Below are 14,396 nucleotides of genomic sequence, written 5' to 3'. Positions count from 1 at the left end.
AAGGTCCTGTAACTGATACATCAGATACAGATACAGATACAGATGGAAATCCAATTGCTAATAATGAAGATACAGAGACACCAAATGGAGACGGTTCAACGAATAGTGATCCAACAGATGATCCAACAGTAACCACTATCGGACAAAATGAAATGATTGCATTAGTTAAAACTGCTGTTGTAAATGATGTAGATGGAGATTTATGTGCTACTGCTGATGTTGATACTGTAACATATACATTTACTGTAACTAACGAAGGTAACACTCCTATTTCAGCAGTATCTGTAACAGATATATTACTTGGTGGAGTTATTACAGCACCGTTTACAGGTGATGTTAATGCTGATATGATACTTGATTTAGATGAAACTTGGGTATATGTACAAGATTATACAGTTACACAAGCTGATATCGATCTAGGCAGTATTACTAATACTGCTACTGTAAATGGAACAGGAGTTGCTGGACCAGTTAGTGATATTTCTGATGATGCTTTAACGACTGAAGATGACGCAACAGTTACAGCGTTATGTCAAAATGATAGCATCGCATTAATCAAAACAGGAGTAGTTAATGATACTGATGGTGATGGTTGTGCAAATGTTGGAGAGACTATAACTTATACATTTACTGTTATAAACAATGGTAATACAACAATTACTAACATAGATATTGACGACCCAATGGTAAATGTAATAGGAGGTCCTATTGCACTTAACCCTGGAGATCAAGATAATACTTCGTTTACTGCGGAATATTCAATTGATCAAGATGATATCAATATGGGACAGGTTGTGAACACAGCAACTGCTTCAGGTTTAAACCCTAGTGGAGTAATTGTATCAGATGAATCAGATAACAATAGTGAATTAGAGGATGATCCTACGGTAACTCCTTTATGTAATGAAGCATTAATCGCTTTGATTAAAACAGGAACTCCTCGTGATGAAAACAATAATGGTTGTATTGACTTAGGTGAAACTATAGTTTATGACTTTGTTGTTACTAACTTAGGAAATGTTCAATTAGATAATGTTGTTGTAATTGACGGAATGGTTACAGTAATAGGAGCACCTATTACGTTATTAGCCGGTCAAACTGATACTGAGACATTCTCAGCTGAATATATTGTAACTCAGGATGATGTAGATAATGGTTCAGTTAGTAACCAAGCTATTGCTGAAGGTGTTGATCCTGATGGAAACGTTGTTTCAGATTTATCTGATGATAACAGTAATTTCGAAAATGATGCTACAGTATCTATTCTTTGTCAAGACCCTAGTATCTTTGTTGAGAAAACAGGAATCTTTGATGATAATAATGGAAATGCAATTACTGAAGTAGGTGAGACTATTAGTTACCAATTCTTTGTATACAATACAGGAAATGTAACATTATACAACATCACTTTAGATGATCCACTTCCAGGAATTGTTATTGAAGGAGGTCCTATAGCTGAGTTAGCTCCAGGAGATGTTGATAATACAACGTTTACCGCTACTTATACAATTACTCAGCAAGATATTGATAATGGAGAAGTTGCAAATCAAGCTATCGTAACTGGTACAACTGGTAACGGACTTGATGTTTCTGATACTTCAGATGATCCAAATGATACTACTCAGGTAGATCCTGACGGTGATGGTGATGCTGATGATATTACTGTAACTATCTTACCAAATGTAGATGCGCCGTTTACTATATTTAACGCGGTATCCCCTGATGGAAATGGTGAAAATGATTTCTTCTTTATTCAAGGAATTAGCGAGTTCCCAAATAATACTGTTGAAATATACAACCGTTGGGGTGTGAAGGTATTTGGAACTGAAGGCTATGGAGGATCTGATGATACTGAAAATGTATTTGTAGGAGAATCTGATGGAAGAGAAACAGTTGCACAAGACAATTTATTACCAACAGGAACGTACTTCTATGTAATTAAGTTCGAAGGTTCAAACCCAGGACAGGATAGTTACGCAGGTTACTTATATTTAAACAGATAATAATCAATATGATAATCCCAGAGGTTAATACCTCTGGGTTAACAAAACATATATTATGAAACACAGTTATTACATTTTAATTTTAGCATTTGTTGCGAGTGTATTTACGGCTACTGCTCAGCAGGACCCACAATACACGCAGTATATGTACAATACTCAAATTGTAAACCCAGGTTATGCGGGTTCTAAAGAAGCGTTGAGTTTTGGACTCTTGCTTAGAACTCAGTGGGTTGGTCTTGACGGAGCACCTCAAACAGGAACATTTACCGTAGATTCACCTATTGGTGTTAACGATAATATGGGTTTGGGTTTGTCTATTGTTCATGATCAAATTGGTCCAGCGAATGAGACAAACTTTACTGTTGATTATTCATACACAATCAAGACTTCTGATGAAGCAAAACTATCTTTTGGTTTAAAAGCTGGTGCGCATATATTAGATGTTGATTTTGCTAGATTAAATATCTTTGATCAAGGTGATCCTAGATTTCAAAATAATGTAGATAATAAATTCCAACCACAAATTGGAGCTGGTTTATATTATCATACGCAAAAGTTTTATGCAGGTTTATCAGTACCCAACTTTTTAACTACAAATCATTTTGATGTATCTAGCTTAGAAAATTCAACGTTAGAAACTACACCACAAGAAAATTTACATTACTTCTTAATAATGGGGTATGTATTTGATATCAATGAAAACTTAAAGTTAAAGCCAGCCGTTTTAGGAAAAGTAGTTGGTGGAGCACCATTGGCAGCAGATTTATCTTTAAATGCTCTTATCAACGAAAAATTTACGTTAGGTGTAGGTTACAGATGGAGCGCAGCACTTAGTGCGATGGCAGGATTCCAAGTTTCAGATTCTATGTTTATTGGTTTAGGGTATGACTATCAGTCAACTGAATTAGAACAATTCAGTGATGGATCTTACGAACTAATGTTAAGATTTGATGTATTTAAGAAACCAGAAAGAGTATTAACTCCACGTTTCTTCTAAAAATAAAACAAAGAGATGTATTACAATCCATTGGGGAATGAATTCGATTGTGATATTTCAGAAAAAATAATAAACGAATAATTTATTTGGGGCATTATGAAAATACGTTTACAAAAATCCTTATTGCTTACTCTTGCACTTATACTTTTAAGTCTAACAGCATCAGTAGCACAGGAAAAGAAAATTAAAAAAGCGAATGAAGATTTTGATAGATTCGCATATATAGACGCTAGAGAGGTCTATTTAAAAGTAGTTGATGATGGTTATGCTTCTGCTGAAATATTCAAGAAGTTAGGTGATACTTATTACTGGAATAGTGATTATGATAATGCAGCTAAATGGTACGGAAGATTAGTAGATCAATTTCCTGCTCAAACAGATGCGTCATATTATTTAAGAGCTGCTCAAAGTTATAAAAGTATAGGTAAATACGAAGAGTCAGACAAGTTGATGGAAAAGTATTCTGGTTTAACAGGTGGTAGTCTTATCGCCAAGAACTTTGAAGAAAACAGAAATTACTTAAGTGAAATAGCTTTCTTATCTAAAAAATATGAATTAGAAAAAACAAGTATTAGTACAAATACTTCTGATTTTGGTTCAGCATATTATCTAGATAAAATTGTTTTTGCTTCAGCTGCTGAAACTACAGGAGACAAAACATACGAATGGACAGATCAACCTTATCTTGATTTGTTTATGGCAGATAAAGATTCAACAGGACGTTTGTCTAATACACAACGTTTATCTGATAAAATCAATACAGGTTACCATGAATCATCTGCTGTATTTACTAAAGATGGTAATACTATTTACTTTACTCGTAACAATTTTGTTAAGAGAAAGCCAGGAATGGATAAAAGTAAAACAGTTAGGCTTAAATTATATACTACTTCCAAAAACGAAAGTGGAGATTGGGATAATGTAGTTGAATTACCTTTTAATAGTAAAGATTATTCAACAGCGCATCCAGCTTTAAGTGTAGATGAAACTAGATTATATTTTTCTAGTGATATGCCAGGAACAGTTGGTATGAGCGATTTATGGTATGTAGATATTAAAGGTGATAATACATACGGTGAACCAACTAATTTAGGTGAAGAAATTAATACAGAAGCTAGAGAGTCTTTCCCTTACATAAGTACTGCAGGAAATCTTTATTTCTCTACTGATGGTCGTCCAGGTTTAGGTGGATATGATATTTATTCTACTCCTATTTCTGCTGAAGGAACTATTGGTGAAATCAAAAATGTTGGTATTCCAGCAAACAGTAATCAAGATGATTTTGCACTTATTATTGATGAGGAAAAAAACCTTGGTTATTTAACTTCAAATCGTGATGGTGAACAAGGTAGCTCTGATGATGATATATATAGAATCCAATTTTCAAGTTGTAAAGTTGATATAGCTGGAGTTGTTGTAAACAAGAATACAGGAAATATTATTCCTTACGCAACTGTTAGATTATTAGATAGAGATAACAAGCTTATTGAAGAGGTTATTACAGGTGCAGATGCTACATTTTCATTTCCACAAAGAGAGTGTGAAGATCGATTTATTGTAAGAGCACTTAAATCAGGTTACGAACCTAGTGAGGAAATAGTAGACACGCCTAATGAAACAATTAAACTTAGTTTAACACTCCCGTTAACACCAGTAGATCCTTGTCCTCCTAACGATTTAGGATGTAGATTAAGTTTACAGCCTATTTATTTTGATTTTGATAAGTCATACATACGCCCAGATGCAGAAATTGAATTAGCTAAAATTTTAGCAGCTATGCGTCAATATCCTGAATTAATAATTCATATTGAATCTCATACAGATTCTAGAGCGACACATAGATATAACGATGCATTGAGTGGGCGTAGAGCACAATCTACATTGAAATGGCTAATTGCTAATGGAATCGAATCACGTCGTTTAACAGCGAAAGGTTACGGTGAAAATAGACTAACTAATCAATGTTCTGATGGTGTTGAGTGTACTGAAGAAGAGCACCAACTTAACAGAAGGTCGATGTTTATTATTCAAAACAATAATGGTTTGATAGATAATAGTGCTAACGAAAGAAATTAAGCACAGACTACATTAAATTAAATTACCAAAAGAGCACTTCAATTATGAGGTGCTCTTTTTGTTTTAGACACGTTGGTAATTTTGTATTTTTACGCAAAAGAATTCAAATACTATGAAAGAAGAACTTGTAATTCTCGTGAATGAGAATGATGAGCAAATAGGTTTAATGCCTAAGATGGAAGCACATGAAAAAGCAGTGCTGCATCGCGCTTTTTCAGTATTTATTTTCAATAATGATAATGAACTAATGCTTCAGCAAAGAGCTTTGCATAAATATCATTCTCCTGGGTTATGGACAAATACCTGCTGCAGTCATCAACGTGATGGCGAATCTAATATAGAAGCAGGAACTAGAAGATTACAAGAGGAGATGGGATTTGTAACTCAATTAAATGAAACCACTTCGTTTATCTACAAAGCCCCTTTTGATAACGGACTTACAGAACACGAATTAGATCATATTTTAGTAGGAAACTTTAATGAAACTCCTGTTATAAATGAAGATGAAGTGGTAGCTTGGAAATGGATGTTATTAGAGGATGTGAAAAAGGATATTGAAAACAACCCTCAAATTTACACTGCTTGGTTTAAAATTATTTTTGAAAAATTTTACGAACATATATCATTATGAGTTTAACTATCTATAGGAAAGCACATTTCAACGCAGCTCACAGGCTTCATAAACCTGAATGGAGTGACGAGAAAAATTTTGAAGTTTTTGGAAAATGTAGCAATCCAAAGTATCACGGTCATAATTATGAATTGGAAGTTGGTATTACTGGAGAAATTGACCCTGAAACTGGTTTTTTGATGGATATTAAATTTTTAAAAGAGATTATTAAAAATGAAGTAGAAGAACCTTTCGATCATAAAAATTTAAATGAAGAAGTAGCGGCTTTTAAAAATATTAACCCAACAGTTGAAAACATAGCTATTGAGATATATAACAGAATCTCTAAAGTTATTGGAGATAACTACCAAGTGTCAATTAAGCTTTACGAGACACCACGTAACTTCGTATTATATACAGGATAAATATGAGTATAGAAATTGGAACGAAATTACCTACTTTTCAACTTAAGGATCAAAATTATGAATTATTTAATTCATCTGAAAATAAAAGTGAAAATGGTTTAGTAATTTATTTTTACCCGAAAAATTTCACGCCACAATGCACTAAAGAAGCTTGTAGTTTTAGAGATAGTTTTGAAGACTTTTCAAACGCAGGGATTAAAGTAATTGGAATTAGTGCAGATAGTGAACAATCACATAAAAAATTTGCAGCTAAATTTAACCTTCCTTTTACCTTACTTGCAGATACAGATAAAAAAGTACGAAAGCTATTTGAAGTTGAAAATGCTATGTTTGGTTTGTTGCCTGGAAGAGAAACATTTGTTTTTGATGCCAACGGAATTCTAATTTCGAAATTTAAAGCGATGAATGCACAACCGCATATTGACGGAGCATTAAAACTATTAAAAAAATAATATTGAAGAAAATCCCCTTATATCCATTAAAATTTCGTCCTATACTATTAGAAAAAGTGTGGGGAGGCTCTAAGTTGAAAAATCAATTCAATAAAGAGGCAAAGGGTTTAATTGGTGAAAGTTGGGAGTTGTCTGGAGTAAATGAAAATGTTTCAATTACCGCTAATGGTCCACTTGAAGGACAGTCGCTAAATCAACTAATTTCAACTTATAAAGGAGATTTATTAGGCGAGCGAGTGTACAAAGTTTTTGGTAATGAATTTCCGCTTCTATTTAAATTTATTGATGCTGCACAGGACTTGTCAGTTCAACTTCACCCTGATGATAAACTAGCAAAAGAGCGTCATAATACTTTTGGTAAAACCGAAATGTGGTATATTATGGAAGCTGAAAATAATGCTAGATTAATATTAGGACTTAAAGAGAATACAACAGAAGAAATTTATGAAGCTGCAATCAAATCAAATAAGATTACTGATATTTTAGCTGAAAAGTCCGTTCAAAAAGGAGATAGCTATTTTATTGCACCAGGAACTACGCACGCTATTGGTGCAGGTATTGTCCTTGCAGAAATTCAACAAACTAGTGACATAACTTATCGTATTTATGACTGGGATCGACCAGATCTTGATGGCAAAATGCGACAACTCCATACAAACGAAGCTAAAGAAGCAATAAACTTTCAAGTTAATGTAGCGTCACTAACTAGCGAACCGCTTTTAAATAAGCCTGTTTTGCTTAAGAAATCAGATTATTTTGAAACAAATAAGTTGGTTTTAGATTCAGTGATACATCGAGATTTAAAAGCAAAGGATAGTTTTGTTGTCTATATGTGTGTTGAGGGAGACGCAAGTATTAAAGCTGGGGGCATTTCAGAAAGAATAAAAACGGGAGAAACTTTACTAATTCCGCATCGTATTGCCTCGATTGAAATTGCTACAAATTCTGCAACACTTTTAGAAGTGTATATTCCTTAATAGTTTGTAAATTTGCACTTTATTAAAAAAGAATATTTAAATTAAATAACCTGTTATAAAGGGATTTACACATGGCAAATAAAAGAGACTTAAAAAAAGACATCAATTACGTATTAGGTGATATTATTGAAGCAGTATATATCTGGGAATTAACAAATCCAGGAAAAGACACTAAGGAATCACAAAAAATTATTGATGATGCAATTTCAACTTTTGACGATTTAATCGTGAAGGTTAACACAAGAGACGTTGAAAATACAAAGCAACATTTTAAAGGTGTAAATGCAGAATTAGAAACTAAAGGAAGAGCATTAATTGATAGAATTAACGCGCTTTAATTAGATTCAATTTTCTTAATATCTTTAATGAAAGACTCCAATACGATTCCGTATTTGGAGTCTTTTATTTTTGGAGTCATTGTAGTGTAAATAGTATCTAAATATTTCACATTTACATCGTAGATTTCAGTTAGCGCTAAAAAAGGTGCGATTTCATAATCTTTATTATTCAAAGCATAATTTACCGTCGCCAGGTACTTACTAGAAAGAACTCTTTTCTGTTGCCCGTTAATTGAATCAAAAAGCTTCATATTTCCTTCTTGGTACGCGTTTACTTGTGCCTCAGTTAGCTCTAAATTTTTGTCAGCATAACGCTGCATCAATTTTCGATATTCTCTAAATTTATCTTCATTTACTGATCCTGTTATTTTAGAGTCTCTATTAAATGCTAATAAAGATGTGTTTATTGTCATCTCACCAGCTTCAGCAAAAAATGGAATGTTTTTTTCAGGTTGTTTTTGCGTTTGAGTTTTCAGGCTCAAGTAATAAACTTCAGGACTTTCAATAATACTATTGAATTCAAAATCTCCTGTTCCATTTACTTGTAGTGAGTCAATTGTTTGAAAAGTAGAGTCAATTACTTTCTGTAATAATAAAGTTCCTTTTTTTAAACCCTTTACACTTCCAGTTAAGTGCATGTTATTTTCAGCATCTTCATTAGTACAACTTGCAATGCTAAGTATAGCGATAGAAATAAGTAATAGTCTTTTCATGGAATAGATTTTTTTCAAGTAGCAAAGATGCTTTAAAAGTGAAAAATACTAAAGTAAATTCGTGACTATTATTCTGTGATATTTCAGAAATAAATATTGTTTTACAAATAGTGATGTTTCATTTATGAAACTGCAGCTAGTTGCATTAAAAACGTACAAGCTACAGCGCCAATAGTACCAATAGCGTATCCAAATACGGCTAATAATACCCCAACAGTTGCTAATGATGGATGAAATGCTGATGCAACAATAGGAGCAGAGGCAGCCCCTCCCACATTTGCTTGGCTTCCTACCGCTAAAAAGAAATAAGGAGCTTTAATAAGTTTTGCTACTAATATGAGTAATCCTGCGTGAATCGTCATCCATACTACACCAATAATGATTAATTGCCAGTTATCGAGAATCATTCCTAAGTCCATTTTCATTCCAATACTTGCTACGAGTATGTAAATGAAAACGCTTCCAAATTTACTTGCGCCAGCTCCTTCATATGTACGAAGTTTTGTGTAAGAAAGTGCAACACCAATTATTGTTGTAATAGAGATCATCCAAAAGAAAGAGGAGCTTAAAAAAGTGAATAAATTACGCGTCATTCCAGGATCTAAGCTATTCACAAAATCAGTAAAAAAGCTACTCATATATCCTGCACCAAAATGGGCAAAACTTACAGTTCCAAAAGCTATTGCTCCAAGAACCATAATATCTGTAGTGCTTGGGTTTCTTTTAACTTCCATCGTATAATTTGATACTTTATCTTTCAAAGCTTCAATAGCAGAAGTGTCTGCGCCTAACCATTTGTCAATTTTAGCAGCTTTTCCTATGCCTAATAAAATAATCGCCATCCAAACATTAGCCACTACAATATCTACAAAAACCATCCCACCGTAAAGCGCTTGGTTGTATCCATAAACCTCTAACATCGCTGTTTGATTTGCACCACCGCCAATCCAGCTTCCGGCTAATGTAGAAAGTCCTCTCCATACAGCATCTGCACCTTCACCACCTACGGCTTCTGGCCAAAAACTACCTACTAGTAATACTGCAATTGGACCACCAATAATAATACCAGCAGTTCCTGTTAAAAACATTATTAAGGCCTTTGGTCCAAGATTAAATACCGCTTTTAAATCGATACTTAGTGTCATTAAAACCAAAGCTGCAGGTAATAAGTATCTACTAGCTACATAATATAAATTAGATGATCCCTCAGTAACAACTCCTGTTTCTGAAACGGTTGTCCATTCAGGTGCGATAATGCCAAAGGTTGTGAGTATGGCAGGAATAAAATATGCGATAAATAAGGCGGGTACGTATTTGTAAAAATTTTTCCAAAAACCACTTTCAATAGTGTCAGTATAAAAAATGAGTCCTAATACGACCATTAGAATTCCAAAAACAATAGTGTCGTTAGTAAATAGGGGAGTCGTATCTAATAATGCTTCGATAGCGGTATTTTGCATGGTGTAGTTTTTATGCAAAATAGGAGTTTTAATTGAAACTCAAGGATAGAGTTTTTTAATTTTCTTCGGAAATATGACAGCATTAATAACTGTGCATTTGATTATTCTTTTTTCTTTGGGGCTCTATTGTTTTTTTTCAACATTTCATTAAGCATCCATTCAATTTGCCCGTTAGTTGAACGAAACTCGTCTTGAGCCCATTTTTCAATGGACTTCATCATATCTTCGTTAACTCGTAATGCGAATGCTTTTTTCTTTGACATTTTTAATGACCGCTTGTGCGGGAAAATTTATGACCTACTTTAAATAGGTGTTTTTGAATTAATTATCAGTATTTATAAAACTTGATTTATGAATAACGTTGCTCCTGTACAGATACTTATAATAGTAAAAATTACTAGTATAGTCAGTACTCTATAAGAATCTCTTTTAAGTAACCAATCTTCAAGCATAGCTGTTGTTTTAAGTTTAAAGATTATTTATTTATAAAATTGCTAATGCTAACAATTAGTTCTGGCATTACGGGCATTTTATAATCGTTATATGCTTTTTGATTTTCTAAGGCATCACCTTCAATTTTTTTGAGAACGTGATTCATTTTAGGGACAATCAAAAAATCGGCCCCAGGTTTTGCTCGGTGTAATAAATCTGCTTCAGTTACTGCAACTTGTATATCGTTATCACCATTAATAATCATTACAGGAATGTCAAGTTTAGTGAGTTCTTCTCTTGGGTTAAATTTCATCCAGCTATAAATAAATGGTTGAAGCGCTTCTCTAAAAATAGATGATAGACCAGGGCTGTAATTAGTGGTACTTCCGTTAGCTTTCATTTCAGCAAAAGCTGTACGAGCATTTTCTGTTAATCCTGGTGCTTGTTTGCTTAACTGTTCTACAATTACATTATCAATTGACTGTCCTGCGCCTGCAATTGAAATAAAACCGTCAGCCCCTTTTTGTGCTGCCATGATACCTACTAATGATCCTTGACTATGCCCAATGATATAAATTTTAGAGAACGTTTCAGCTTTGCTAAAAAACTTCAAAACATCGTCAGCGTCTTTGATAAAATCATCAAATCTTATAGAAGCTTCATTAATGGTGCGTTCTTTCATTTGCTTGACAATTCGTTTGTCATACCTAAAACTTGCTATGTTATTTTTATACAAACCTTCAGCTAGATAACGAAGGGAGTTGTTTTCCATCATTTGTTGATTTCCGTTTCGATCAGTTGGTCCAGAACCGCCAATTATAATTGCTAATGGAATTTTTTCAGCGGTTTTCGGTACTAAAACTGTTCCGTCTATAAACGGAGAAACACTAATGTTTTTTGAGTCTTTTTCTATTGTTTGTGCATTTATAGCACTAAAAAGAAGCGTTGTGATGATGATAAGATATTTCATAATTATTGTTTGTTAAGAACAATGTTTTGGCCATTTTGAGATAAGGTAAAACTATTAACTACAGTTTTATTAGACTCAAAAGTTAGTTGAGCTTTCAATTGTTTATTTATAAAACTATTATTGGTTATAGCATCAAATTCAAATTTTCTTTGGCCTTCAACTTGTCCATATAATTTATTGTCTTTTATCATAACAGTAATTACTAGTCCATATTGCGAATTTTTATAAATACCTTCATATGTGTTGAGAGTGTTTAATGGAACTTCTATTACTGAATCATTTTCAGTAAATAATCTGTTATTTTCAGGGTCAAGTAAATGACTATGAATATCAGTAATATTTTGATCACCTGTATTTGTGAGTACAGCTACTGCTATTTCTTTTTCTAAGTCAACTACTAAATAGGCACTAAACCCATAAGTACCGCCACCGTGACTTATAGTAGTTCCTTTTTTAAACCAATTAATTCCTATTTCGGTGTCTCCTTGCTCCGATATATATTGCGTAGGGATGGTTGCTTGTTGTGCTTTAGTTAATGGGTTTTGTTTTAAATAAGAAACTCCGTAGCTTAGTAAATCTTCAATGTTTGACTTTAAACCTCCAGCAGGGCTAAGTACGTTTAAATCCCAGTGTGGAGTAGGTGTTCCTTTTTGATATCCATCAGCAAAATTTTCTAATTCGGAAGTTGGTACTTCAAAATAGGTGTGCTTTAATTTTAATGGTTTTAATATTTCGGCTTCAATTAATGTTGTGTAGGGGGTGTTTTCAATAATTGCTAAACCTTCACCCATTAGTCCTACAGCGATATTACTGTAGCCAAACTTGTCACCAACTTTAGGGGAGCCCCAATTAGAGAGGTATTGATATAACTTGTCTTTGTCTAATTCGGCATACGGATTTTTAGGGTCTGGTGGGTTATAGCCCATTGGGAAACTATGTAATCCGGAAGTATGTGTTGCAACATCTTTATATGTTATAAGTCTTCCTTCAGGGTCTGACAACTTCAATGAATCTGGAAAAATTGTGTTTAAAGGAGTCGTTAATGAAACTTTATTTTCTAAAATCATTTTAGAAAATAAGAGTCCAGTAATGGTTTTAGTAATGGAGCCTATTTCATAAAGTGTAGCTGTTGTTGCAGGTGTTTTCGTTTCAACATTTTGATATCCTGAAACATAATAAGTGGCCTTGTTATTTTTAAAAAATCCAATAGCAATAGAAGGATTGTCACCATTTTTTATACGTTTTTGGATTTCTATTTTTAAGGCATCGGAAATTTGTGCTTGCATATAGTTAGCAACCAAGAAAGCAATAAGTACTAGCGAAATTTTAAATAAGGTTTTCATTTAGCTTGTTTTTATAGGTGTTTATTACGCTTTCTGCTTCTTTCTTTTTTTGAGTTCCAATAAGTGTCTTTTTGCCATTCTTAAATATTATTTGTATTCCTGTGGAACCACTTACATTATATGCTTTGCCGTGCTTACCGAAGCTAAATCGATATCCCCAACCTCCATATTCGCTAATGGGGCTATATTCTCTAACATATATTTTATCAATTTCTTCCCATTTAATATGTTTCAAGTTACGTTGAATAGGCCAAAAACCATAGAAAATACCTTGTTCGTTAATTTTAGTTTTTAATTGAAATATGAAAATCAGACCCAATGAGAATACTGCAATAAATACACCTAAAAGAAATTTTAATACCTCAGAGTTTGAATTTACATCTAACGTTGTGTATTCTTTAAAAAGCCCATATCCTACAAATCCAAAAGCAAGAATCAAAATAATCAGGAGCCAAGATTGGGTAAAACGTTGTATTTCGGTAAATGCTCTCATTATTTTGATTTTTCAAGCAATGCAATAAATGCACTAGCTGATCCTCCTACAAGGTCTACATCTTTAACTTCCCATCCTTGTCTTGCGTAAGTATTTAATAAATCTTCAAAATTTTGGGTGTTATTCTTCCAGCTTGTTTCAGACCTAACAATTTTATATTCTTTCATAGTTGTGTTTTATTATAGAATTGTTTTTAATGGTTTAAAGTTCCTGCGTTTACAACAGGTGTAGCGTCTTTATCGCTACATAAAATTACCATTAGATTACTCACCATAGCAGCTTTACGTTCTTCATCTAATTCTACAACTTCTTTTTTGTTTAGTAAATCTATTGCCATTTCAACCATACTTACAGCGCCTTCAACAATTTTATGTCTTGCAGCAACAATTGCCGTTGCTTGTTGTCTTTTTAACATAGCACTTGCTATTTCATTAGCATAGGCTAGGTATCCAATTCTAGATTCTAGAACTTCAATTCCAGCGATTGATAAGCGTTCATCAAGTTCTTTTTCTAAGGCAACATTAACTTCACTCATACTAGAACGAAGTGTAATGTCTTCATCAAGACCTTCATCAGCAAAGTTATCGTATGGATATTTACTTGCTAATTCTCTAACTGCGGCATCCGTTTGTATGCGCACAAAATTTTCGTAATTATCAACATCAAAAGCTGCTTTGTGAGTATCACTAACTCTCCACACTAATATTGTACTAATAATAATAGGGTTTCCCATTTTATCATTAACCTTTAAACGTTCACTGTCAAAGTTGCGAGCTCTTAACGATATTTTTGATTTTTTGTAAAGTGGGTTAACCCAAAACAAGCCGTTTTTTTTAATAGTGCCTATATATTCACCAAACAATAATAGTACACGTGATCCATTAGGGTTTACTAAAACAAAGCCAGGTAATAATATTAAACCTATGATAGTGCCTAAAAATGGCAAGGGGTTTTTGAAAAGAAATCCAAGAATAATACCTCCCAAAAAGAGAATTATAAATAAAAATAGCATTGCATAGCCGTTAGCAGGAACAATAGTTTTTTCGTTTGACATAGTTATTAATTTAAAGTGATATTAAAATGATATTAAACAAATATATAAATAAA

Annotated in this window: 16 protein-coding genes; 8 read left to right on the top strand and 8 right to left on the bottom strand. The window is 33.2% G+C overall.

The features are described 5' to 3' along the window. From GBH57_RS11980 to GBH57_RS11945, 8 genes are all read left to right on the top strand, one after another. The coding region (locus GBH57_RS11980) for a CLIPPER-2 domain-containing protein (RefSeq protein WP_174844036.1) at positions 1–2,003 on the top strand (2,003 nt) is incomplete at its 5' end. A 55-nt stretch (positions 2,004–2,058) separates the two neighbouring features. Next, a complete protein-coding gene (locus GBH57_RS11975) occupies positions 2,059–3,000 on the top strand; it encodes a PorP/SprF family type IX secretion system membrane protein (protein WP_151674725.1) in 942 nt (313 codons plus the stop codon). Positions 3,001–3,096: 96 nt separating this feature from the next. Continuing rightward, entirely contained in the window at positions 3,097–5,076 is a 1,980-nt protein-coding gene (locus GBH57_RS11970; RefSeq protein WP_151674724.1) for an OmpA family protein, read from the top strand. A gap of 112 nt (positions 5,077–5,188) precedes the next feature. Next, positions 5,189–5,707 (top strand): isopentenyl-diphosphate Delta-isomerase, encoded by a 519-nt coding sequence (idi, locus tag GBH57_RS11965; RefSeq protein ID WP_151674723.1) that lies wholly within the window; start codon positions 5,189–5,191, stop codon positions 5,705–5,707. Then, positions 5,704–6,111 (top strand): 6-pyruvoyl trahydropterin synthase family protein, encoded by a 408-nt coding sequence (locus GBH57_RS11960; protein WP_151674722.1) that lies wholly within the window; start codon positions 5,704–5,706, stop codon positions 6,109–6,111. The genes idi and GBH57_RS11960 overlap by 4 nt, the downstream gene beginning before the upstream one ends. Positions 6,112–6,113: 2 nt before the next feature. Further along, positions 6,114–6,563, top strand: a complete 450-nt coding sequence (locus GBH57_RS11955) for a peroxiredoxin (protein WP_151674721.1) — start codon at positions 6,114–6,116, stop codon at positions 6,561–6,563. A 2-nt stretch (positions 6,564–6,565) separates the two neighbouring features. Further along, positions 6,566–7,540 (top strand): type I phosphomannose isomerase catalytic subunit, encoded by a 975-nt coding sequence (locus GBH57_RS11950; RefSeq protein ID WP_235904709.1) that lies wholly within the window; start codon positions 6,566–6,568, stop codon positions 7,538–7,540. Positions 7,541–7,611: 71 nt separating this feature from the next. Next, complete coding sequence (locus GBH57_RS11945) at positions 7,612–7,878, top strand: hypothetical protein (RefSeq protein ID WP_151674720.1); 267 nt, start codon at positions 7,612–7,614, stop codon at positions 7,876–7,878. Here the strand turns inward: GBH57_RS11945 and GBH57_RS11940 are convergent. From GBH57_RS11940 to GBH57_RS11905, 8 genes are all read right to left on the bottom strand, one after another. Continuing rightward, entirely contained in the window at positions 7,875–8,591 is a 717-nt protein-coding gene (locus tag GBH57_RS11940; protein ID WP_151674719.1) for a DUF4369 domain-containing protein, read from the bottom strand. The two genes, GBH57_RS11945 and GBH57_RS11940, sit on opposite strands and share 4 nt — an antisense overlap. Before the next feature lie 122 nt (positions 8,592–8,713). Next, a complete protein-coding gene (locus tag GBH57_RS11935) occupies positions 8,714–10,051 on the bottom strand; it encodes a DUF819 family protein (RefSeq protein ID WP_151674718.1) in 1,338 nt (445 codons plus the stop codon). Positions 10,052–10,152: 101 nt separating this feature from the next. After that, positions 10,153–10,314 (bottom strand): type II toxin-antitoxin system antitoxin, encoded by a 162-nt coding sequence (locus GBH57_RS11930; RefSeq protein WP_151674717.1) that lies wholly within the window; start codon positions 10,312–10,314, stop codon positions 10,153–10,155. Positions 10,315–10,526: 212 nt separating this feature from the next. Beyond that, on the bottom strand, positions 10,527–11,453 hold the full coding sequence (locus GBH57_RS11925) for an alpha/beta hydrolase (RefSeq protein WP_151674716.1): 927 nt from the start codon (positions 11,451–11,453) through the stop codon (positions 10,527–10,529). A 2-nt stretch (positions 11,454–11,455) separates the two neighbouring features. Further along, positions 11,456–12,796, bottom strand: a complete 1,341-nt coding sequence (locus GBH57_RS11920; RefSeq protein ID WP_151674715.1) for a serine hydrolase domain-containing protein — start codon at positions 12,794–12,796, stop codon at positions 11,456–11,458. Then, the gene (locus GBH57_RS16260; protein ID WP_151674714.1) at positions 12,780–13,289 is read right to left on the bottom strand and encodes a hypothetical protein; all 510 of its coding nucleotides are present in this window, start codon (positions 13,287–13,289) and stop codon (positions 12,780–12,782) included. The genes GBH57_RS11920 and GBH57_RS16260 overlap by 17 nt, the downstream gene beginning before the upstream one ends. Then, complete coding sequence (locus GBH57_RS11910) at positions 13,289–13,456, bottom strand: DUF4177 domain-containing protein (RefSeq protein ID WP_151674713.1); 168 nt, start codon at positions 13,454–13,456, stop codon at positions 13,289–13,291. The genes GBH57_RS16260 and GBH57_RS11910 overlap by 1 nt, the downstream gene beginning before the upstream one ends. Before the next feature lie 26 nt (positions 13,457–13,482). Next, positions 13,483–14,343, bottom strand: coding sequence for an SPFH domain-containing protein (locus tag GBH57_RS11905; RefSeq protein ID WP_151674712.1), 861 nt, complete (start codon positions 14,341–14,343; stop codon positions 13,483–13,485). Positions 14,344–14,396 lie beyond the last annotated feature (53 nt).

Origin of the sequence: Patiriisocius marinus (assembly GCF_008974325.1) — a bacterium.
In the GTDB taxonomy this organism is placed as follows: domain Bacteria; phylum Bacteroidota; class Bacteroidia; order Flavobacteriales; family Flavobacteriaceae; genus Patiriisocius; species Patiriisocius marinus.
Note: the sequence above shows the minus strand (reverse complement) of the source record. Positions and strands in the feature narration are given on the sequence as shown.

Bases quoted from the DNA above. Each gene is read 5' to 3' on its own strand.
- GBH57_RS11955 (WP_151674721.1), top strand. From the start codon at position 6,114: ATGAGTATAGAAATTGGAACGAAATTACCTACTTTTCAACTTAAGGAT.
- GBH57_RS11975 (WP_151674725.1), top strand. From the start codon at position 2,059: ATGAAACACAGTTATTACATTTTAATTTTAGCATTTGTTGCGAGTGTA.
- idi (WP_151674723.1), top strand. From the start codon at position 5,189: ATGAAAGAAGAACTTGTAATTCTCGTGAATGAGAATGATGAGCAAATA.
- GBH57_RS11925 (WP_151674716.1), bottom strand. From the start codon at position 11,453: ATGAAATATCTTATCATCATCACAACGCTTCTTTTTAGTGCTATAAAT.
- GBH57_RS11935 (WP_151674718.1), bottom strand. From the start codon at position 10,051: ATGCAAAATACCGCTATCGAAGCATTATTAGATACGACTCCCCTATTT.
- GBH57_RS11905 (WP_151674712.1), bottom strand. From the start codon at position 14,343: ATGTCAAACGAAAAAACTATTGTTCCTGCTAACGGCTATGCAATGCTA.
- GBH57_RS11910 (WP_151674713.1), bottom strand. From the start codon at position 13,456: ATGAAAGAATATAAAATTGTTAGGTCTGAAACAAGCTGGAAGAATAAC.
- GBH57_RS11940 (WP_151674719.1), bottom strand. From the start codon at position 8,591: ATGAAAAGACTATTACTTATTTCTATCGCTATACTTAGCATTGCAAGT.
- GBH57_RS11920 (WP_151674715.1), bottom strand. From the start codon at position 12,796: ATGAAAACCTTATTTAAAATTTCGCTAGTACTTATTGCTTTCTTGGTT.
- GBH57_RS11960 (WP_151674722.1), top strand. From the start codon at position 5,704: ATGAGTTTAACTATCTATAGGAAAGCACATTTCAACGCAGCTCACAGG.
- GBH57_RS11945 (WP_151674720.1), top strand. From the start codon at position 7,612: ATGGCAAATAAAAGAGACTTAAAAAAAGACATCAATTACGTATTAGGT.
- GBH57_RS11930 (WP_151674717.1), bottom strand. From the start codon at position 10,314: ATGTCAAAGAAAAAAGCATTCGCATTACGAGTTAACGAAGATATGATG.
- GBH57_RS16260 (WP_151674714.1), bottom strand. From the start codon at position 13,289: ATGAGAGCATTTACCGAAATACAACGTTTTACCCAATCTTGGCTCCTG.
- GBH57_RS11970 (WP_151674724.1), top strand. From the start codon at position 3,097: ATGAAAATACGTTTACAAAAATCCTTATTGCTTACTCTTGCACTTATA.